This is a genomic window from Streptomyces sp. NPDC039424 (genome assembly GCF_055639495.1).
On the sequence record NZ_JBVKAI010000012.1, the window covers coordinates 114,003 to 132,092 of the forward strand.

The 18,090-nt window shown below is 68.7% G+C and carries 20 protein-coding genes and 1 pseudogene; 6 read left to right on the forward strand and 15 right to left on the reverse strand.

What is annotated here, in order from left to right:
• Positions 1–136: 136 nt before the first annotated feature.
• From ACZ7L0_RS27250 to ACZ7L0_RS27270, 5 genes and pseudogenes are all read right to left on the reverse strand, one after another.
• The gene (locus ACZ7L0_RS27250) at positions 137–2,140 is read right to left on the reverse strand and encodes an AAA family ATPase (protein WP_471245200.1); all 2,004 of its coding nucleotides are present in this window, start codon (positions 2,138–2,140) and stop codon (positions 137–139) included.
• Positions 2,141–2,360: 220 nt separating this feature from the next.
• Positions 2,361–2,603, reverse strand: coding sequence for a transposase (locus ACZ7L0_RS27255; protein WP_471245334.1), 243 nt, complete (start codon positions 2,601–2,603; stop codon positions 2,361–2,363).
• Between the two features lie 60 nt (positions 2,604–2,663).
• Positions 2,664–3,026, reverse strand: a pseudogene (locus tag ACZ7L0_RS27260) (LexA family protein); the annotation flags it as partial.
• Between the two features lie 173 nt (positions 3,027–3,199).
• Positions 3,200–4,051 carry an ATP-binding protein gene (locus tag ACZ7L0_RS27265; RefSeq protein ID WP_471245201.1) on the reverse strand — a complete coding sequence of 284 codons (852 nt, stop codon included), beginning with the start codon at positions 4,049–4,051 and terminating at the stop codon, positions 3,200–3,202.
• Between the two features lie 88 nt (positions 4,052–4,139).
• Positions 4,140–4,427, reverse strand: a complete 288-nt coding sequence (locus ACZ7L0_RS27270) for a hypothetical protein (protein WP_471245202.1) — start codon at positions 4,425–4,427, stop codon at positions 4,140–4,142.
• A gap of 132 nt (positions 4,428–4,559) precedes the next feature.
• Here ACZ7L0_RS27270 and ACZ7L0_RS27275 point away from each other — a divergent pair, with 132 nt between their 5' ends.
• The 3 genes from ACZ7L0_RS27275 (at position 4,560) to ACZ7L0_RS27285 (ending at position 6,577) form a co-directional block, all read left to right on the forward strand.
• On the forward strand, positions 4,560–5,339 hold the full coding sequence (locus tag ACZ7L0_RS27275; RefSeq protein ID WP_471245203.1) for a GntR family transcriptional regulator: 780 nt from the start codon (positions 4,560–4,562) through the stop codon (positions 5,337–5,339).
• Positions 5,340–5,450: 111 nt separating this feature from the next.
• Positions 5,451–6,308: a hypothetical protein gene (locus ACZ7L0_RS27280; RefSeq protein ID WP_471245204.1), complete on the forward strand. Its 858-nt coding sequence runs from the start codon at positions 5,451–5,453 to the stop codon at positions 6,306–6,308.
• Positions 6,309–6,397: 89 nt separating this feature from the next.
• On the forward strand, positions 6,398–6,577 hold the full coding sequence (locus ACZ7L0_RS27285; protein ID WP_471245205.1) for a hypothetical protein: 180 nt from the start codon (positions 6,398–6,400) through the stop codon (positions 6,575–6,577).
• Between the two features lie 50 nt (positions 6,578–6,627).
• Here ACZ7L0_RS27285 and ACZ7L0_RS27290 read toward each other — a convergent pair whose 3' ends face one another.
• From ACZ7L0_RS27290 to ACZ7L0_RS27320, 7 genes are read right to left on the reverse strand one after another with little or no spacing between them, the layout of a single operon-like run.
• A complete protein-coding gene (locus ACZ7L0_RS27290) occupies positions 6,628–7,101 on the reverse strand; it encodes an NUDIX hydrolase (RefSeq protein WP_471245206.1) in 474 nt (157 codons plus the stop codon).
• A gap of 31 nt (positions 7,102–7,132) precedes the next feature.
• Complete coding sequence (locus tag ACZ7L0_RS27295) at positions 7,133–8,752, reverse strand: carbamoyltransferase family protein (RefSeq protein ID WP_471245207.1); 1,620 nt, start codon at positions 8,750–8,752, stop codon at positions 7,133–7,135.
• Positions 8,752–9,618, reverse strand: a complete 867-nt coding sequence (locus ACZ7L0_RS27300) for an AAA family ATPase (protein WP_471245208.1) — start codon at positions 9,616–9,618, stop codon at positions 8,752–8,754. Before ACZ7L0_RS27300 ends, ACZ7L0_RS27295 begins: the two co-directional genes overlap by 1 nt.
• A 2-nt stretch (positions 9,619–9,620) precedes the next feature.
• Positions 9,621–10,655 carry a Gfo/Idh/MocA family protein gene (locus ACZ7L0_RS27305; protein WP_471245209.1) on the reverse strand — a complete coding sequence of 345 codons (1,035 nt, stop codon included), beginning with the start codon at positions 10,653–10,655 and terminating at the stop codon, positions 9,621–9,623.
• Positions 10,652–11,554: a sugar phosphate isomerase/epimerase family protein gene (locus ACZ7L0_RS27310; protein WP_471245210.1), complete on the reverse strand. Its 903-nt coding sequence runs from the start codon at positions 11,552–11,554 to the stop codon at positions 10,652–10,654. The genes ACZ7L0_RS27305 and ACZ7L0_RS27310 overlap by 4 nt, the downstream gene beginning before the upstream one ends.
• Positions 11,551–12,795: a methionine adenosyltransferase gene (locus ACZ7L0_RS27315; RefSeq protein WP_471245211.1), complete on the reverse strand. Its 1,245-nt coding sequence runs from the start codon at positions 12,793–12,795 to the stop codon at positions 11,551–11,553. Before ACZ7L0_RS27315 ends, ACZ7L0_RS27310 begins: the two co-directional genes overlap by 4 nt.
• Positions 12,786–13,775, reverse strand: a complete 990-nt coding sequence (locus tag ACZ7L0_RS27320) for a glycosyltransferase family 2 protein (protein ID WP_471245212.1) — start codon at positions 13,773–13,775, stop codon at positions 12,786–12,788. The genes ACZ7L0_RS27315 and ACZ7L0_RS27320 overlap by 10 nt, the downstream gene beginning before the upstream one ends.
• Positions 13,776–13,959: 184 nt before the next feature.
• Between ACZ7L0_RS27320 and ACZ7L0_RS27325 the strand changes: the two genes are divergently transcribed.
• The gene (locus tag ACZ7L0_RS27325; RefSeq protein WP_471245213.1) at positions 13,960–15,339 is read left to right on the forward strand and encodes a transcriptional regulator; all 1,380 of its coding nucleotides are present in this window, start codon (positions 13,960–13,962) and stop codon (positions 15,337–15,339) included.
• 16 nt (positions 15,340–15,355) lie between these two features.
• Positions 15,356–15,601 (forward strand): hypothetical protein, encoded by a 246-nt coding sequence (locus ACZ7L0_RS27330; protein WP_471245214.1) that lies wholly within the window; start codon positions 15,356–15,358, stop codon positions 15,599–15,601.
• A gap of 19 nt (positions 15,602–15,620) precedes the next feature.
• Here the strand turns inward: ACZ7L0_RS27330 and ACZ7L0_RS27335 are convergent, their stop codons facing one another.
• The gene (locus ACZ7L0_RS27335) at positions 15,621–16,331 is read right to left on the reverse strand and encodes a prepilin peptidase (protein WP_471245335.1); all 711 of its coding nucleotides are present in this window, start codon (positions 16,329–16,331) and stop codon (positions 15,621–15,623) included.
• Positions 16,332–16,421: 90 nt separating this feature from the next.
• Here ACZ7L0_RS27335 and ACZ7L0_RS27340 point away from each other — a divergent pair, with 90 nt between their 5' ends.
• On the forward strand, positions 16,422–17,354 hold the full coding sequence (locus ACZ7L0_RS27340; protein ID WP_471245215.1) for a PIN domain-containing protein: 933 nt from the start codon (positions 16,422–16,424) through the stop codon (positions 17,352–17,354).
• Between the two features lie 21 nt (positions 17,355–17,375).
• Here the strand turns inward: ACZ7L0_RS27340 and ACZ7L0_RS27345 are convergent, their stop codons facing one another.
• The gene (locus ACZ7L0_RS27345) at positions 17,376–17,747 is read right to left on the reverse strand and encodes a fic family toxin-antitoxin system, toxin component (RefSeq protein WP_471245216.1); all 372 of its coding nucleotides are present in this window, start codon (positions 17,745–17,747) and stop codon (positions 17,376–17,378) included.
• Complete coding sequence (locus tag ACZ7L0_RS27350) at positions 17,744–18,046, reverse strand: hypothetical protein (protein ID WP_471245217.1); 303 nt, start codon at positions 18,044–18,046, stop codon at positions 17,744–17,746. Before ACZ7L0_RS27350 ends, ACZ7L0_RS27345 begins: the two co-directional genes overlap by 4 nt.
• Positions 18,047–18,090 lie beyond the last annotated feature (44 nt).

Sequence of the window (18,090 nt, forward strand, 5' to 3'; positions counted from 1 at the left end):
ACGCGACCTGCGTCGAGAGCGTGCTGGATGGCATGGCGGAGGGTGTACTCGGGCGCCGTGTCCCAGCGAGGCCTGCCGGTTGGACCAGTGATTTCCTCCAGAAGCAGTTGAAATACCTCGTTTGCAGCAGGGATCATCATGACCTACTCGCCTCGTCAGAATCGGCGTTTGGGGGAGTCTTTGGATACTGGCGGAGATAGTCGGCCAGACCTTGATGAAAGAGCCTATACAAACCAGTGCCGTCCCGGTCGACGCTGCTACGCAGGTAGAACATCGCCTCTCCAATTAGGGGGGATCGCGACATCTCGATCGGCCCAGAGTGGAACTTTTCGGCCAGCTTGAATCCGAGCTCAAGCGGCATGCCCTCGCCTTTTGCGTGGGCGAACGCGGCAAGCAGCGGTCTAATTTCTGTTAGGGCGGACGGACGAGCTGCAAGATCCAGTTCCAACACCTTGGGCAACGTCCGGGGGACGGCGGCCCCCAGAGCTGCGGCTGCTTTGACATTGGCTGGAGCGGTTCGAGTACTGAGATAGCGGTAAAAAATTCCCGCAACCAAGAAGGCGCCCCACTCCTGACCTGCCACTTCAGTGAGCCGCGCGGCCGCGCTATTGGCGAGCGCTTCCCGTACTCCGCGCTGCTTCGCTGCGCTGTACCCATCGGTCGCCGCAAGCAACCGAAGCAGATATGCTCGCAAGTCGGCGCGTTGCTCCGCTAGGGGAACTCGGTCCAAGTCGATGAGGCGCTGGTTTTCAACGGCCAAGCTTCGTAGCGAGGCGAACTGTCCCCAGGGACGCATTCCGACGAAAAGTCGGCATGCATGTCCCCCGTCGCGCTTGCGTGCCAGGGCGAGTGGTTTTAGCAGGTCATTGGCGGTTACTTCCGGGGCGACAGCCTCGTCCAGGGCATCGATAACAATTGCAGGGGACTCCTCACCGCGTTCCGCAGAGGCTGCGACGGCGGCAATGAGAGTGTCGATTTCCCAGACAGCTGCTGGGGCCGTGAGTTTCAGCTGTTTAGCGATTCCCGTCATAATTTCGTCGATCGTACGCTGGCGCGCGTGGACTGCCGCCAGGACCTCGTTAACTGAAGGGAAGCTTTCGGGATCCTGGGCCAGAAGGTGCTCCCGCACGTTGGGTCTCGCCTCAGCCAACTCGGGATGGGCAGAGCACACCAATGCGCCCAGGACAGCGGACTTTCCTACACCTGGGCTACCCGTGACCACACATAGTCCCCCGCTAGTTGCATCATCGAGCCACGGTGCCAGTTTATGAAGTACGCTACGTCGGCCCACAAAATTCGTTCCAACGCGGTCGAGAAAGTGATGGGCGTCAGCTTCTTCAATGCCCTCAAGGTCGTAAAGGAAGGCGCGTACCGAGGGATCAACCTGCTGCAACTCGCGCAGACCAGGATTGTCGTCGTGCTTAGGGTTTGGGAAGAAAGGGAGCTCAGGCTCCTCCATGCTGGGATCCAATAGATTGGCTTGCACGTCCTGGGGCATACCACCCATCTCGTTCAGTCGACGCCCGATATGTTTGGCGACATTGGAGAACGCGACAAACGGGAGCGTAGGGTGCGTTCCTAGACCGTCACTCTGAAGTTTCTCCAAGACGGCAACCAAGGCCTGCGTGAATCTGCCGTCGTAGGCATCCTGGTCACGTCCAGACGCCGCAATTACCCAGCTGTAGGTATCCGAATCTGCCTGTTGCACTAGGAATGGAAGCCTTGCAGTTCGACCAGACCGGCAGAGGTCGATCGTGAATAGCGTATACCATTTCTTCTTCTGTGCCGTTGATACCCATTCAGAGACGTTAGTCCCAATACCGACGTTGGTACATGATGGGACTACATCGAGTCGCCCCGGATTTTGAGGGTCAATGTCTCCATGCGACATGACATGAACAATGCGAAACTTGCGGGAAATGGCAGAATCAACTGCCTCCTGCAGCTCACCTGCATCTGGGTCGGCGCACTCTTCCACTGTGTACCCACAAAGTCGCAATCGATCTTCAACCTGGAGTAGAAGCTCAGATACGAAGGGCAACTCCCTCCATGCTCGCGCCTCTGAAGATGGCTCTTGCCCCTCGGGCACCCGCGCCGAAAAATGACGCACGCCGATTACCAGAGCGTTTCTATTTTCCATCGAGAGCTCCTTCCTGAGCGAAGCATCTAAGGCAACAAGCATCGCCCAATGTCCGCTCTACTCCTAGGCGCCGCTTCGGTGATGGAGTAAGTAGTACCCGCAGCACGGTTGTCGAGGCCGGTTCTCGTGACACGCTTGCGGATGCTGTCTCACGGCAGGAGATTGCCGAGCGGGCGCCGGTATACGCCTCCGGAGTGACCGCGTACCGCTTGAACAATAGCTAACACAATGAGATGGATGTGCTCTGATGGCCGTGCCAGGGCGAAAGTTGAGCGTTCGATCCGGTGTGGGGATGCGCCAGGCATTCCCACTGGGTCCCGGTATGTAGAACGTACAAGATGCCGCACAGCACTTCGCGGTCGCGCAATGCCTTGCGGACCGGATACCGGAACCTGCGCTCACGCTGCGTCAGCAGCGGTTCGAGACGGTCCCACGGCTCATCCGAAACGATGCATGTGGCCAGCCAAGGGCGTTCGAACGGTTTCTAACGCTCTCCGGCAACACGCACGGAGTTGACACAGAACTGGCGGGGCAGGGTGTAGACGTCCTCGATCATCTCCTCGGCGAGCAGGGGTGCACCGGCGGAGATCCGGCCGACGAGCGGCACGTCGACGGGTGCCTCGCTCCTGCCGTCGAGGTCGGGGGCCCGCGAGGGCCGTACCCGGTAGGCGCGGGGACGGTGCGGGTCTCGGTAGAGCACGCCCTTGCGCTCGAGGGCCATCAGCTGGTGAGCGACCGAGGACGTGCTGGCGAGATGCACGGCCTGGCCGATCTCCCGCATCGATGGCGGGTAGCCCTGTCGGCGGACCGCCTCCGTGATGCACCGGACGATCGCCGCCTGGCGGCTCGTGAGCTCCCCCTCGGCAGTCCGGATGCCCGGAGGCATTCAACGCGGCCTGCTTCTCACGGGTGGGCAGCGATTCGTGGGCCGACTGGCCGGATGCCTCGGACATGGGTGTCACCCTCCGTGCCTGAGGACGAGGGGGACGAGGAACGCGGCCACCACCACGGCGGTCAGGAGTTGGGAGCACCACTGGCGCCCGTCCCGCGGCGGCCGAATCACAGGGACACCTCACCGGGCGGGACGACGGCCCGGACCGTCTTCGTACGGCCGTCCTGGGCGAGAAACCAGGTGACGTGCGCGTGCAGGAGGCGTACGTACTTCAGACCGCTGCCTCTCTCCCCCGCGATCGCGGCCTTGCTGTCGGGGAAGTGGGCGCTGGGGTCCTGCACGTCGACGAGGAGCACGTCGTTGCTGTCGACGGCCAGACGCACCGTCATCTGCGCACGCCCGGGGTCGGTCGGCTGCGCATGGACGACCGCGTTGTCTGCGAGCCGGGACAGAACCTCGATCGCCGTGACGATGTCGCCGGGCCACCCCAGCAGGGTCAGGCGCATGCGCGCATCGTCCCGGAGCCGGCGCAGGCTCACCGGGGCCATGGCGTAGGAGTGGGACCATTCCCGGTCGACAGGCGCGGTGAGGACGGACTCCGGGGCGCCGGAAGCCTGCTCGGCGGACGAACGCGCTATGTGGTGCGCGGCGTGGGGGTAGGCGGCGAATGCGGGCAGGCTCAGCAGCCACTCGCGCAGTGCTCTCTGCTCTGCCGGGGTGTTGGCCACCTCGTGCTCGGCCGGTGCGACCAGGCCGGCGGTCTCGCCGGTGGCCAGAAGCCGTTGGACGGTGCGCCAGCCTGTGCGCAGTCGGGCCGGGATGTGCAGCGGGGCCAGGTCGTATGCCTCATGCGCGACGGTCCATCCCTGCTGTTCGGCGAAGTCACGCAGGGCCGCGAGCGTCTGGGTGGCGATCCGGGAGTTGACGCTGGTCGTGTAGAGCACGACTTCGGCGCCGGCCGGGGCGCCCTCCGTGGTCGTCCGGGGCGGGCCGGAAGCGGTCGGTGTCGGATGCGTCATGCCGTCAGCTCCAGAGCCTTCGCGGTGATCGTTCGGCGCGGTGCAGCCGACGGCGGCCGGTCGCGGTGCGTGCGGTGCGCGGGGTAGGTCACGGGGTTACGCCTCCGGTGGCGGCCGTCTCGATTTCGGCCCAGATGACGGAGGTGCCGCTGTGCTGGACGCTGTGCCCGAAGCGGTCGGCGGTGCGCATCAGGAAGGCGAGCACGTCGAGGCGGACCGCTTCGCTGAGCGCGGCTGGCACCGGCGCCGAGACGCGCAGACCGGTGTCGTTGGCTTCGGTGCGGACGGCGTCCGGATCGTCGTCGTCCAGGGGTACGCCGAGCGCGGTGCTGAGCATGGAGGCGATCGCGGTGGCCCTGGTCGTCGGCGAGCTCACGGATCTCCCCTGTACACGCGTGATCACGTAACGTATATCTGATGCATTAGCTTGAACCTGATGCATTAACTTGTCAATCGAGAGCCGTGAACCGGCACCGAGAACAGCCGCCGACCAGTACGGAGTCCGCGCATGGGCAACGCCGAGCCGCCGCCGCACCAGGTGGTCGCAAGCGACCTGCGGCGTCGACTCGCGCAGGGCGAGTGGGAGGTGGGCGCGAGGCTTCCCTCCCGCGCACAGCTCGCCCAGCACTACGGCGTGGGCCCCAACGTGCTGCAGAAGGCCATGGAGCGCCTCATTGTCGAAGGGCTCCTCGAGGGCCGCGCGGGGTCAGGAACCTACGTGGCCCCGCCGCGCGAGCGGCGCCGGATGATCCGCTCCCGGCACCGCGAACGCCGCGGCGGCAGCCCCTTCCGCGCCGACATGTACGAGGTCGGCAGCAACGGAACCTGGGAGTCAGCCTCCGAGGCTCGCACGCCCGCCCCGGAGCGCATCGCCCGGCGCCTTGGCATCGAGCCCGGCGACCCGACCGTGCGCACGGCGTACGAGTTCCTCGCCGACGGCAAGCCCGCCCAGCTCTCCGTCAGTTGGGAGCCCATGGCCATCACCGGCGACACACCCATCCTGCTTCCCGAGATGGGCCCCCTCGCCGGCAAGGGCGTGGTCGAGCGGATGCGCTCCATCGGCGTCGACATCGAAACCTGGCTGGAGATCCCGCGGCCCGCCCGCGCTACCCCCGAGCAGGCCGACTTGCTCGGTCTCAGCGCCGGCGACCTGGTCCTGGCGATCGAGCGGACGTACTTCGCCAGCGACGGCCGCGCCGTGGAAACCGCCGACATCGTCGTCCCTGACCGCAGCTGGGAAGTGGCCTACGAGTTCGCCGTCGACCCGCCCACCGACGGGGCCCGGTAGCCATACGACTGTGCCCTCGGGTTCGCCTGCGGGCCGAGCTGGTGACAGGGCGGTGGTGAGCAGACGATCATGTGCGTGGTGATTGCTCGGTACCGATGGAGAAGAGGCCTCATGGACCGCGAATCTGACGACGTGGTGGCAGAGGCCGGCACAGCCGTGGGCACGGCCCAGGCACACCTGCCCTCTCCCAGCCTCACGGTCACGGCCGAGGTCGCCAAGGCGGTTGCGGAGGCACCTGAAGAGCCCGGAAATCTCACCAGACTCGAACTCACCAAACTGGGCCGTCGGCCGTACAACGCCGGGGAAGTCGTGCCTGCCTGGTGGAGGCTGAAGAGCACCCACGAGAGCGTCACCGGCCTGTTCGACACCCTCCACCTGGTCCGGAAGACCCGAGCGGCGCAGAACAACAAGAGCACACGCGGGCGCCTGCACTCCGATGCGCAGGATCTGCTGCGAGCCGCCATCGTCTTCACGTCTGCCGGACTCGACTCTGCCGTCCAGGCCCTGATCCATCACGCAGTGCCCGTACTGATCACCCAGCCGGGCACCCCCCGGGACAAGTACGAGGCCTTCATCGAGAACCAAACCAGAGCTGCGAACGTGGACAAGGAGTTCCTGACCGCCCTCAAGGAGCAGGACCCAGGTACTGCGTTGGTCGACCTCTACATCGCGAGCAAGACGAAGGCGAGCTTCCAGGGCAGCAACGATCTCCAAGGCCGCGCCGCCGGATCGTTGGGGATCACCAACCGGCAGATCCCGAAAGCGCGTTACACGGCCCTCGACGACTTCTTCACCGCCAGGAACGATGTCGCGCATCGGCTGGACATGGAGAACGTGAGTGAAAGCACCACGAAGCCGCCGAGGAATCTCCGCACCCAGCAGTACGTACTGGAGATGTGCGACCAAGCCCTGCTGCTGGTCCGCGACCTGATCAAGGGAACGGCAGTGAACCTGGCCGCCTGCAAGTGAGCGCCGCCGCTTCTCCGTACGAGCGGTTCCCGCAGACATGTCTGCGCGTCGCGCTGCAGGCGGCCCTGCCGCAGCGTAGAGGTGTCTGCGTGGACCCTGACTTCGACATGAGCCTCACGATCGCGATGGGCGAGCGGTTCGCCCATCCTGCGGAAGGGTGGCCGGCGAGCACCCGGTACGTACACCCCTATCTCGGCATCATCGTCCGCAGCGTCGGCCCGGAGCAGGCTGGCACGCCGAACGGCGCGACATCGCTCCGTACGAGCTGACGCAGTAGGCATGATCCTTCACGACGTACGCCGTCGGGGCAGGTGAGTTCTCAGGACAGGACGATGGGCCGCTTCGGGACGCGCCCTTCGGCGACGGCGACAACCAGATCAGCAAGGCCTACGGGGTAGACCGTCTCATCCGTGGCCCGCAATTCGGCGATGGTCCACCAGCGGTGCTCGCGGATGTTGTCGGGCTGTGTGGCGCGGGTCGGGTCAACGTCGTCCGCGGAGACCCGGATGAGGAAGTACTTCTCGACCTGGCGGACTTCGTGGCCGCCGACCAAGTGGTTCTTGCTCCGCTCCGCGAGCTGGGGTCCGAGCTCGACTGCCTTCTCGTCGACGCCGAGCTCTTCTCCCACTTCGCGGAGCATCGCTTCGCTGTAGTCCTCCCCCTCCTCCAGCGAGCCGCCGGGTGTCGCCCAGAAGCCGCCATTCTCGTCGTAGCCGAGCAGCAGGACGCGATCGTCGGCGTCGAGGAGGACGGCGCGGGCGGCTTCCCTCAGCGGCGGAGTGGAGGTCGTCATGCCCACCAGTGTGGCAGTCCCCGGAAGGGGGTCAGGACCGCTCGACGAGGTAGGAGCCGATACACGCCGCGTCCAGATCGCACGCCTGGAAGGTGGCGAGCGCGTGGGCGGGAGTCTCGACGATGGGCTCGCGGTCGTTGAAGGACGTGTTCAGGACGACGGGCACTCCCGTGAGCTGGTGGAAGTGCTCGATCAGCGCCCCGTAGGCGGGCGCAGCGGCCGGGTCGACGGTCTGGACACGAGCGGTGCCGTCGACATGCACGACTCCGGCGATCTTGTCGGCGTGGTCGGGGCGTACAGGCGGGGCGAGCAGCATGAACGGGCTGAGCACGTCGAGATCGAACCAGGCGCCGGCGTGGTCGGCGAGGACGCTCGGGGCGAATGGCCGGAACGGTTCGCGGTGCTTGATCCTTTCGTTCAGGGCGTGGGAGCTGGCTGTGGTGCGGGGGTCAGCGAGGATGCTGCGGGCGCCCAGTGCGCGGGGTCCGAGCTCGCTGCCGCCCTGGAACCAGCCGATGATCTTCCCGTCGGCGATCATCTGGGCGGCCGTGCGGGCGATGTCGCTCTCGCGCCGCCATGTGAACGGTGTCCGGCGGCGTTCGACCAGACCGGAGCGCGGATCGCGGCGCAGGGCCTGCTCGATCTCCTCGCTCGTGTAGTCGCGGCCGAAGTAGTCGCTGGACAGAGGCCGCCGGGGCAGGTCTCCGGTGAGCCGGTGCCAGGCATACAGGGCGCAGCCCAGGGCCTGACCGCGGTCGCTGGCGGCAGGCGGGGCGAAGTAGCCGGTGACCGTGTCCAGGCGGTGAAGCTTGTCGGCGGCGACGCAGTTGAGGGCCACGCCGCCGGCGAAGCACAGGTTGCCCAGCCCGGTCGCGGCGATGGTCTGCTCGGCGAGCGCGCACAGGGCACGCTCGGTCTCGGCCTGGACGTATGCCGCCGCGTTCTTTCCGAGCTCGTGCGCGCCGCGGCTGTCGTACGGGCCGAAGTCGAAGCCAGTCCGCTCGGCGAGATCGGCGACGCCGGAAGCGTGGGTACGGGTGAGGCGTCCGTAGACCTGGGTGTCGACGACATCGAAGAGCGGGGCGAGGTAGAGGGACGAGTCGCCGTACGAGGCGAGCGCCATGGTCTTGCCGGCCTCCTGCTCGTGCCAGCCCAGCCAGTTGGTGAACGCTTCGTACGTCGCGCCGATCCCGCCCGCGCGGGGCCGGGTGGACGGGTTGCCGCCCAGGCGTTCGATCCCGTCGGGGGTAGCCCGGTAGTAGGTCTCGGTGTCGTTGTTGTTGCCGCCTCCGTCGACGACCAGCACGGTCGCCTCCTCGTACGGGCTGAGGCAGTAGGCGGTGTAGGCGTGGCTGAGGTGGTGGTCGACAGGGAGGATCCGTTCGCCGTCGATGCCGAGGTGAGCGAGGCCGGTCTCGGTCCGGGCAGGCGGGGTCTTGCCGATGCCGCTGACCGCGACCAGGTCGATGTCGGCGAGGGTGAGGCCGGCGGCGCGCAGGCAGTACAGGAGCGAGGCTTCCCATCCGGGGCTGTAGCGGCTGCGGTTGAGGCGTTCCTCGCTGATCGCGACCATCACGGTGTCGGTGATCAGGGCGGCGCCGCCGTCGTGACCCACGTTGATCCCGACGACGCACGGCGTGCTGCTGCTCATCAGGCGGCCCTCCTGTCGTGGGCGGCGAGCGGGTTCCACAGCCGGGTGTGTCCGGCCGGGTCACGGTGCAGGGCGCCGAGTTGGCAGAGCTGGACGGTGCCACCGCGGTGCGCGATGGCCGGGGTGAAGGGGTGCCCGAAGGCTTCCAGCCCGCCGAGCTGGGTGTAGGCGTCGACGAACTGCTCGTCGACGGCCGGCCGCGCGGTGGGCGCGGGTGCGGAGGTGAGGCGCCGCGCGGTCTGGTCGAGGCCCGCGTCCGCGAGCACACCGGCGACTTGCGCGAGGACCGCCTCGCGGGTGGCGCCGTCGGTGTCGATGATCGCCGGTGGGATCGGGCACAGCGTGGGCGCGATGTCCGTGTAGAAGGTGTGGAGCCGCTCCAGGAGGCCTTCGTCGAACCACTGCTTCCACCTGGGGAGTTCGGCGACCTTGCCCCGGCGGGTGAGGCTCTGGTCGGGGCTGACCAGGAGGATCGCGGTGCGGACCGTCTCCGGGAGTTCGGGGGCGATGCGGCGGGCGTAGAAGTCGCGGGCCGTGCGATAGGGCAGGGAGTCCTCGGCCCGGGTCGCGTAGCAGTAGGCGAGGGCTCCGAGGTGATTGCGGTCGGAGATGATCAGACGGGTGTCCTGGTCGGCGGCAAGGCGCCGCATGGCGCGGGCCTTGGCGAGCTCATGCCGCAGGAACCACAGGGAGTGTCCGGCCGGGCTGGGGTGCACAGGCGCGGACAGGCCTGCGGCGAGACGCGCGTTCGGCTCGCTGAACCAGACGGTGTCGTCGCCCAGGGCGCACACCATGCGGGCGAGCAGGGAGGTCTTGCCCGCTCCGGGCGGGCCATCAAGGACCAGTACGGGGGCGTCGTGGGCCACGATCAGGTGTCCTTCCGTGTGCGGGTGCCGGGTCGGGCGAGGCCGGCCAGGGCGAGGGCGAGTTCCTCGACGCGCAGCGCGAGGTCGGCGCTGGTCGGCAGGTCGGCGGGGTGCTGCCCGGACAGGCGGGCGTCGACGGCGTTCCACATGGCGGCGAACGGGTCGTCGAAGCCGCTGGTGGTGCCGTCGGCAGTGGTGAGCTGGGTGGTGGCGGTCGGCTCGTAGGGGCGGGCGAAGTCGATGGTGGCGGCCTCGACGGTGTCGGCGAGGTGGATCTGTTCGCGGAAGACCCCGGCCGGGGTCGCGCTGATGACCAGGGTGAACGGCTCCCCCGCGGGCCCCTCCAGGAGCGCGTGGAGGGACTGCCCGGCCGGATCGAGGCGGCACGCGCTGGCGGTGATGCCGGGGACGGCCAGTACGAGTGCGGTCAGCAGGTGGTAGCCCTGCCACAGCAGGACCTGCAGCGCCGTCACCTGGTGCGCGTCCAGGTGCTCGGGAACGGGCTGGGGCGGGTCCTGGTCGAAGGTGTAAGGCGCGAATCCCGGCGGGAGCAGGCGGCGGCGCGTGGCTTCATCGACGCCGTCGGCTTTGACCAGCCAGCCTCCGGTGGGCTCCGGAACGTGGGCGAGGGCCGCGTGCACTGCCGGGTCGTGGGCGCGCATCGCGCCGACTTCCAGCAGGAGCCCCGCGTCCTTGGCCCGGGCTGCGAGCTTGCGGGTGCGGACGGCGTCCAGGCAGACCGGTTTCTCGGTGACGACCGCGACGCCGGCGTCGAGGGCCTCCTCGATGAGGGAGTCGTGCACGCCGGTGAGGATCACCAGCACGTCGGCGTCGGCCAGGAGGTCGCCGATGCGGGTCGCGGTGCGGGGCACGGCGAACCGCCTCTGCGCGGTGCGGGCCCGGGCAGGGTCGCGGTCGGCGACGGCGATCACGTCGAACGCGTCGGATGCCGTGAGCAGGGGGAGGTGGAGGCCGAAGGCGGCGGCGCCGCATCCGGCGACGGCGAGCCGCCACGGCCGCACGGTGGTGGGGGTCATCGGGGTGCCTCCGCGAGGGTGAAGCAGTGGGTGGCCGCGTGGTGGGACAGGCGGGCGATCTCTCCTGCGGGCAGTGCCCGCAGGTTGGGGTTGAACAGCTCCACGCTCACCGGCCCGGCGTATCCGGCCCGGGCCAGGGCGTCAGCGAAGGACGGCCAGGCCAGCGCGCCGTCGCCGGGGAAGAGGCGCTGGCTGTCGGTGAGTTCGCCGGCGGGACGGCCGGTGGGGGTGTCGGCGATCTGCACGTGCGTGATGCGACCGCCGAGCGCGGTGAGGTGGGCTGAGTCGGCGCCGGCGGCTGCCCAGTGGAAGGAGTCCACCAGCAGCCCCGCGGTGTCCGTACCGGATTCGTCGAGCAGTTCGGCGAGCTGGGGCAGGGTGCCTGCGACCGGGTGCGGGCCGTCCAGCTCGGGCGGCAGCCCGGTGCGGATGCTGACCGCCTCGACGGCGAGCCGCACGCCGTACGTGGCGGCCGCGGTGGCCAGGTGGGCGATCCGCTGCCGCGCGACGGCCCGCGCCTCGGCGGTGCCGAGCGGGGAGCGGGGGTTGAGGACGGTCGTGGCCACCGTGCAGCCCAGCGCGGCCATGGCCTTCAGCCGTTCGTCCAGACCGTTCAGGCAGGCCTCGTACGTGACCTCGTCGACCAGCAGCGGGGCGGGCAGGACGGGCCCGGCGGGCAGGATGCCGCTCGCGGCCGCCACGCTCACGCCCATCTCCACGAGCAGCTCGTGTAACGGCCCGGTGCCGTGGGCCTGGGCCTGCTGGATGGAGACCTCGACCGTGGGGAATCCGGCGCCCGCGGCCAGGGCGAGGAACTCCGGCAGCGGGAGGCCGGAGACGGTCGCCGGATTGAGGCAGGGCACGAACCGCGCGGCGTCGTCGATGGCGGCCGCGGTCATGCCGTGGCCAGCTTTCCGTCCAGCAGCTGCTCGCGCAGCATGCCCAGGTCCTCCATCACGTCGGCGATCACCTGCCGGACGCGTCCGGCACCGATGGGGTTGGGGCCGGAGGTCTGCACGATCGCCTGCCAGGGGTCCGTCAGGTCCCGGCCGGACTGGGAGACCAGTGCGACGGCGCAGTCCAGCCCGGTCTCCTCGTGCAGCCGGCGCGCGGCCTCGGCGGCAGCCAGGTTGTAGAGCTTGCCGACGTGGTAGACGGGGTTCTTGCCGGAGACGCCCTCGGCAGACCAGGGCCGCAGCATGCTGATCAGTCCGTTGGCGCGGTTGCCGCGGCCGACGACGCCTTCGTCACCGGACTCGATCGACGAGCCGGTCGCCGTCAGGTACAGCTCGGGACGGCTGTCGTCGTCGCGGGTGTTGATGGAGACCGTGACCTGATGCTCGGGCGCGATCCGGCCGGCGATGTCGGTGATCAGGTCGCGGGCCAGGGTGCGGCAGGAGATGTAGCTGTCCAGGTCGGGGATCTCTTGGGCGATCTGGGGCACGCACGCCGTCAGCTGGACGCGCGGGCCGTGCCGGACGACCATGAGCTTGATGTCCGTGCCGTAGTAGGGGTGTTCGGCGCGGAACGCCTCGCTCGTGAGCTGCTCCTCGATGCCGAGGGCGAGCTGCTCGCCGATGCCCAGCGGCCAGGAGGCGACCCCGGCTGAGGTGTCGTTGCTGAACAGTCGGTGGCGTTCGGCAAGGTCGTCCAGGTTGCGTGGGGCGAACCATCGCTGCCGGGAGGCTCCCCGCTGGGCGGTGGCCGGGTCGCTGACGGCTCCGGGGCTGGAGGCCTGCGTCAGTCGCGTCCGTACCTCCACCCACCGTTCGGCGTTGAGCAGCGGGAGCGCGCTCGCGAGGTAGTCGCGCGCGGCGGTGGTGACGATGTCGGTGACCGGGATGGCGTGGTCGCCGAGGGCGGCGGTGATGCGGCCGTTGACCAGGACCTGGACGGGCGCGGTGAGCTCGCCGTGTCCGAAGCGCACGTCGGCGGCCCCGCCGAGCAGGGACGTCTTGTCGGTGTTGTGGTGCAGGATCGCGCCGAACTCATCCAGGCAGTAGCGGCTGTAGGCGCGGGAGATGGCCTCGGCCACGCCGTCGGCGAGGGTGTCGGGGTGACCGGCGCCCTTGCGCTCGACGACCTCGACACCCAAGAGGGCGGAGGCGGCGGACAGGCCGGTGGTCGTGATCACTTCCATGCGAGGGACTCCTTCGTCGGGGCGTGCTGGGCAAGAGCTATGGGGCGGCAGCCGCGCAGCCGGAGCCGGCCGCGTTCGAGGTGGTAGGCGCCGATGCGGACCAGGTCGCGGGCGGCTTCGACCGCGCGGGAGCGGTCCAGGAAGGTCCACCCTGCGGCGAGGTTGATGACGGCGGCGTGCACGGCTTCGCGGTCGGCCTGGATCGCGGCGGGCTCCACCGTCACGCTCAGGTGCATTCGGGCGACGCACACGCCGTGCCCGGCGCCCTGGCGGACGAAGTAGCGGAGAGTCGTTTCCGGGCGGTAGACGGGGTGCGAGACGATGGCGGCCGGTTCGATGAGGGTCTGGTGGCCGGCCTGGCGGGCCCGGTCGATGAACTCGAGGTCCTCGCAGTCCCCCATCCACCGGCCCCGGCGCCCGAGGTCGGTGCGGAAGAGGCCGATGTCGAGCGCGGTCTGCCGGTCGAAGAGCAGATTGCAGCCGGTGACCCAGTACGGCCATACGGCCATCTCCCGGCCTTCGGGCCAGTCCACCGCGCCGTGGCACTCGCGTAGCGCCTTCGTCAGCGCGGTGACCTGGCCGCCCGGGTAGGTGACGTGGGTGCGGCCGCCGACGGCGAACACCTTCTCTTCCTCGATCGCGGTGACGAGGGCCTGCAGCCAGCCGGGTTCGGGGGTGATGTCGGGGTCGGTGATGGCGATGTACGTGCCGCGGGCCGCGCAGATGCCGCGGTTGCGGCCCGCGCTCAGCCCGGGGGTCGGCTCGTACAGCACCCGTACGGTGAACGGCCAGTCGCCGTCGCGGACCGCGTCCGCGATCGGCCGGACCGGCCCGGGCAGGTCGTTGTCCACGACGACCGCTTCCAACTGCGCGATCGGCAGCGTCTGCCGGGCCAGGGCGTCCAGCAGGTTCCGTACGTGCTGGGTGTTGCCTCGGGCGCTGACGACCACGGAGACCAGCGGCGATTTCGGATCGGGCATGGGCACTCCCTCCTCGCTCGGAGATCAGGGGGTTGCCGTTCATGTCACCGCCCGCACCCCACCGCCGGGAAGGAAAAGGCTGTTGCGGAGGTGTTGCGGACCGTGCGCCGAAGTTCTGCACAGCACGTGCCCGACTGGCTACCGTGACGGAGCATCAGGAAGTGCGTGTGGAGGGGGACCCACGATGTCCGACCAGCTGTTACCTCACCCGCTGGCCGCCTTGCGCGCCGAACTCGGGCTGACCGGCGAGGGGTACCTCGACCGCCTCGACGACGTGCACTTCGCCCTCGGCTACGGCCGGATGGCCAAGAGCCGGCAGAAGGTCTCCCGTTGGGAGAACGGCGTCAACTCCCCCGAGATGCCCGCCCGGTATGCCATGGCCCGTCTCCACGGCATCCCCCGCGAGGCCGTCACCGAGCTCGGCTGGCCGGATTTTCTGCTGCTCGCCTTCCCCGATGACCGTCCCGTTCTCGACAGCCCCTGGACCCTGGCGGGTACCGTGGCAGCAGTAGCCGCTGCCACCCGGGGAGGCTCCATGCAGGATCGACGGGGATTTCTCATCGCCAGTGGAGCCTCACTGACCGGCCTGGCGACGAGCTGGAGCCTCGCACTAACCGAACCGGCCGAAGCCGTACCCGATGTCCTGGCCGGCAGCACTCCCACGAGCCCCCGCCTCACTCGGGCGCTGCTGGACACCCTGGAGCAGCGCCTGGACGACCTGCGCCGGCTCGACGACGTCCTCGGTGGCGCCCGGCTTCGCCAGACAGCTGTCGCCGAGTACGACCTCCTTGAGGGGCTCGCCAAGCAGACCGGGCAGCACGGACCGCTCGAGCACCGGTTGCTGTCCCTGCTCGCAGAGTCCGCCCGTATGTGCGGCTGGCTCCAGTTCGACTCCGGACGACACGCCCGCGCCCAGCGCTTCTACGTCACCTCGCTGCGTGCGTCCGCGAGTGCCGGCGACCACCAGGTCGGCGCCAACACCCTTGCCTTCATGGCGATCCAGGTCTACTCCGAGGGGAACCCCCAAGACGCCGTCGCCCTGGTCCGCACAGCCCAGGACGCCACCGTGCGGCGCTCCACCCCGCGTGTGAAGTCGATGCTCCACGCCCGTGCCGCCCGGGCTCTGTCCAAGACGGGCGACCGTACCGGGTGCTGGCGGGAGCTGGACGCCGCACGGACTGAATACGCCCGCGGCCCTCACGACGACGACCCTTCGTGGTCGTACTGGCTCAACCCTGGCGAGATCGAGATGCTTGCTGGATCCTCCGCACTCGATCTCGACGACCCGCGTCGCGCCCTGACCCACTTCGAGCAGGCGCGCCATGTCCAGTACTCGGCCGACGGATACGCACGCGACCACGTCCTCTATCTCACCCGAACCGCCCGCGCCCATCTCCGGCTGGGTGACCTGGACGCCGCTTGCGCCGTTGCAACGGACGCCTTCACACAGAACGTCACCCTCAACTCCTCCCGTCCGTCGGACGCGCTCGATGACCTGCGAGACGAGTTGTCTTCTCACCGTCACGTCCGGGCTGTGCGGGACTTCCTGCAGCTGAGCGCATAGGGAGATCGTCGCGGGGGTGCCCGTCACATCGATCGAGGGACTGACCAGGCCCTCGCCGCTGCGGCACACTGGCGGCGTCGACGAGGAGACGTCGGCGCATATCGCGTGGGCGGAGAGCTTGTCGGCCGACGTACTGGAGGCCGAGATCGCCTTGTTGGAGGCTCATGAGGCCCGGGCCGCCCAGGACCTCGCCGACGTCACGTGGACGCTGGAGATGTTCCGGGACTTCTCCACTGCCCCACCCCCGTTCGATCTCGACTGACCCGCGAGTCGTTCCGTAGTCACTGGGTGTGGGAGCCCAAGAGGATCCCGACGAACGCGCCGGCCAGGAGGAAAGGGCCGAACGGGATCGTCGTCTTGCGCCCGGCGCGGCGCGCGAGGATGAGGCCGACGCCGTACACCGCGCCGAACAGGTACCCGGCGAAGGTGCCGATCAGCAGGATTCCCCAGCCGTACCAGCCCAGGACGGCCCCGAGCGCAGGTGCGAGTTTCACATCACCGAAGCCGAAGCCCCTGGGGTTGATCAGGAACAACACGAGGTAACAGGCCCCGAGCGTGAGAGAGCCGAGCAGTGCGGTGCGCCAACTGCCGCCGGCACCGGGCAGCAGTGCAGCCCCTCCGAGCCCGGCGAGCGCGGACGCCGAGAGCGGCAGGGTGACGACGTCGGGCAGCCGGTGCACCGCGAAGTCGACGGCGGCGAGCAGCACGGCAATCGGCGCGAGCAACAGCCACACGAACAGCTCGGGACGGCTGCCGGTGGCCACCGCCAGCACGGCGCAGACCACGGCCATCACCAGGGCGATGGTGGGCGTGCTCGGCCCAAATGTATCCCGGTCGGTGCAGCGGGCCCGCCCCAGCCACCCGTCCCCGATCCCGTCGAGAGGGTGCCCCGCCGGGCAGTCCGTTCGCCACGGCTGCTCCGGCGGCACGGAGAGCCGGTACGCGGCGCGCGGTATGAGCAGGCCCGTGCCAGCACCCCACAGGACGGCCATCGCGGTGATCCAGAACGTTTCCACCGGACGGAGCCTAAGCTCAGCTCCGTTCGGATGTTGCGGACGGTCCGCACCGTGAGGAGCACGTGCATGCTGTTGAAGCCCGGCACCACTTGTGAGCAGGCGATCAAGCTGCTGGAAAGCCTGACCCATCAGGGGCTCAACGACGTCCAGAACAGCGTCCCGCACTTCTTCGGGAATGCCGTGCCGAGCATGTCCCAGGAGGACTGGGAGCAGGCCGCCAACCGCGTGGTGCGCGAGTACGACCAGTGGACGCTGCGGGCCGCGGCCGAGCTCCTGGAGGCGTTCGCCGACCGGTCCGTGGCGGCCCGGCTGCGGGGCGAGCGGTACAACGCGATCGTGCACGGCCAGTTCACGCCCCAACGCTGGACGCTCCTGATCAACACTGAACTGAGCGAACTGCGCACCTACTTCATGGACCTGGCCAACGAACTCCGGCTCACCCTCGACCGGTTCACCGGCCACAGGGGGCGAACCGTCGTGCTCGACACCAACGACCTCCTGCACTACATGCGGTTCGACAAGATTCCCTGGCAGAAGCTCTTCGGCCGGGGCACCTCCGTGATGATCCCGCACGTCGTGATCGACGAGATCGACAAGAAGTCGTACGACACCCACGACACCGGTGTCCGGAAGCGGGCACGCGCCGTCTTCGCGCTCCTGGAACAGGTACTCACCCAGATCGAGACGGATAGCCGAGCAGTCGTCAACAACGGGGAGACCGTCATCGACGTTCTGCGGGACGAGCCCGGACACGTGCGGCTGCCGAACAACGACGACGAGATCGTCGCGCGCGCCTGCTATCTACAGCAGGCCATCGCCCCGGCCCCGGTCACGGTGGTCACCGGGGACAACGGGATGCGGGCCCGCGCTCTGTCCTGGGGGCTGAAGGCCCGCGTCCTGGACGAGAAGTACAAGATCGAGCGCCTGAGTGCCGCGGAGAAGGCGGACAACGAGCAGGCCATCACGTTCGCGGTGCCCGACGATGACAAGAAGAGGTAGACCCGGCTGCGGCCAAGGGCCTCAGCCGGTGGACCAGCCACGCAGCTGTGCGGCGACCTCCTGGACCCGGGCGCCCTTGTGCTTCGATCGCATGACGAGCGCGAGGGCCTCCTTCGGCTCGTAGTTCAGATACTGGCCGTTGGTGTTGAGGAAGGTCTCAGCGACCAGCCACGCGAAGAATTCGTTCTTCGCCTCCAGCGGCTCGTGGAGCGCAAGCGTCTCCATCATGGCCGCGGCCTTGAGCCAGTCACTCCCGTACACGTCGCGGCCCATGTAGTGGGCCTGGACCCGGGCGCAGGCGGCGTCCAGGACACCCAGGTCGAGACAGGCCGGGTCGCTCGGGAGGGTCTGCGCGATCTGCAGAAGCTCTTGCGGAGTGAGGAACCGGGTCACGCGGCGTTGCCGTGCTGCTGGCTCTCGTAAAGGTCGCGGCTGCTCATGGGCGCAGGGTCGGGCCAGGTGGCCGTGCCGGTGTCGGCTGCGCGGGTGTCCTGGGTGGCGAAGACGTCGGCGAGCTGCGGAACGCGGTCGCGGGTCTTACCGAGGGCCTTGACGAAGGGGTCGTCGGCGGCCGCGAGCGCCGCGTCGCGGACGAAGTCCTCGGGGGACTTGCCGAGGAGGTGAGCGGCCGCTGTGACGCGCTCATATTCCTCCGGCGCGAAAGGCGGCACCTGGGGTCCGTTCTGGTCCATACGAGCGACGGTACCAGCGGGTCCAGCCCCGGCCGAAGCCGTTC

Bases quoted from the DNA above. Each gene is read 5' to 3' on its own strand.
- ACZ7L0_RS27250 (WP_471245200.1), bottom strand. From the start codon at position 2,140: ATGGAAAATAGAAACGCTCTGGTAATCGGCGTGCGTCATTTTTCGGCG.
- ACZ7L0_RS27265 (WP_471245201.1), bottom strand. From the start codon at position 4,051: ATGACGCATCCGACACCGACCGCTTCCGGCCCGCCCCGGACGACCACG.
- ACZ7L0_RS27275 (WP_471245203.1), top strand. From the start codon at position 4,560: ATGGGCAACGCCGAGCCGCCGCCGCACCAGGTGGTCGCAAGCGACCTG.
- ACZ7L0_RS27280 (WP_471245204.1), top strand. From the start codon at position 5,451: ATGGACCGCGAATCTGACGACGTGGTGGCAGAGGCCGGCACAGCCGTG.
- ACZ7L0_RS27290 (WP_471245206.1), bottom strand. From the start codon at position 7,101: ATGACGACCTCCACTCCGCCGCTGAGGGAAGCCGCCCGCGCCGTCCTC.
- ACZ7L0_RS27295 (WP_471245207.1), bottom strand. From the start codon at position 8,752: ATGAGCAGCAGCACGCCGTGCGTCGTCGGGATCAACGTGGGTCACGAC.
- ACZ7L0_RS27305 (WP_471245209.1), bottom strand. From the start codon at position 10,655: ATGACCCCCACCACCGTGCGGCCGTGGCGGCTCGCCGTCGCCGGATGC.
- ACZ7L0_RS27310 (WP_471245210.1), bottom strand. From the start codon at position 11,554: ATGACCGCGGCCGCCATCGACGACGCCGCGCGGTTCGTGCCCTGCCTC.
- ACZ7L0_RS27315 (WP_471245211.1), bottom strand. From the start codon at position 12,795: ATGGAAGTGATCACGACCACCGGCCTGTCCGCCGCCTCCGCCCTCTTG.
- ACZ7L0_RS27320 (WP_471245212.1), bottom strand. From the start codon at position 13,775: ATGCCCGATCCGAAATCGCCGCTGGTCTCCGTGGTCGTCAGCGCCCGA.
- ACZ7L0_RS27325 (WP_471245213.1), top strand. From the start codon at position 13,960: ATGTCCGACCAGCTGTTACCTCACCCGCTGGCCGCCTTGCGCGCCGAA.
- ACZ7L0_RS27335 (WP_471245335.1), bottom strand. From the start codon at position 16,331: ATGGCCGTCCTGTGGGGTGCTGGCACGGGCCTGCTCATACCGCGCGCC.
- ACZ7L0_RS27340 (WP_471245215.1), top strand. From the start codon at position 16,422: ATGCTGTTGAAGCCCGGCACCACTTGTGAGCAGGCGATCAAGCTGCTG.
- ACZ7L0_RS27350 (WP_471245217.1), bottom strand. From the start codon at position 18,046: ATGGACCAGAACGGACCCCAGGTGCCGCCTTTCGCGCCGGAGGAATAT.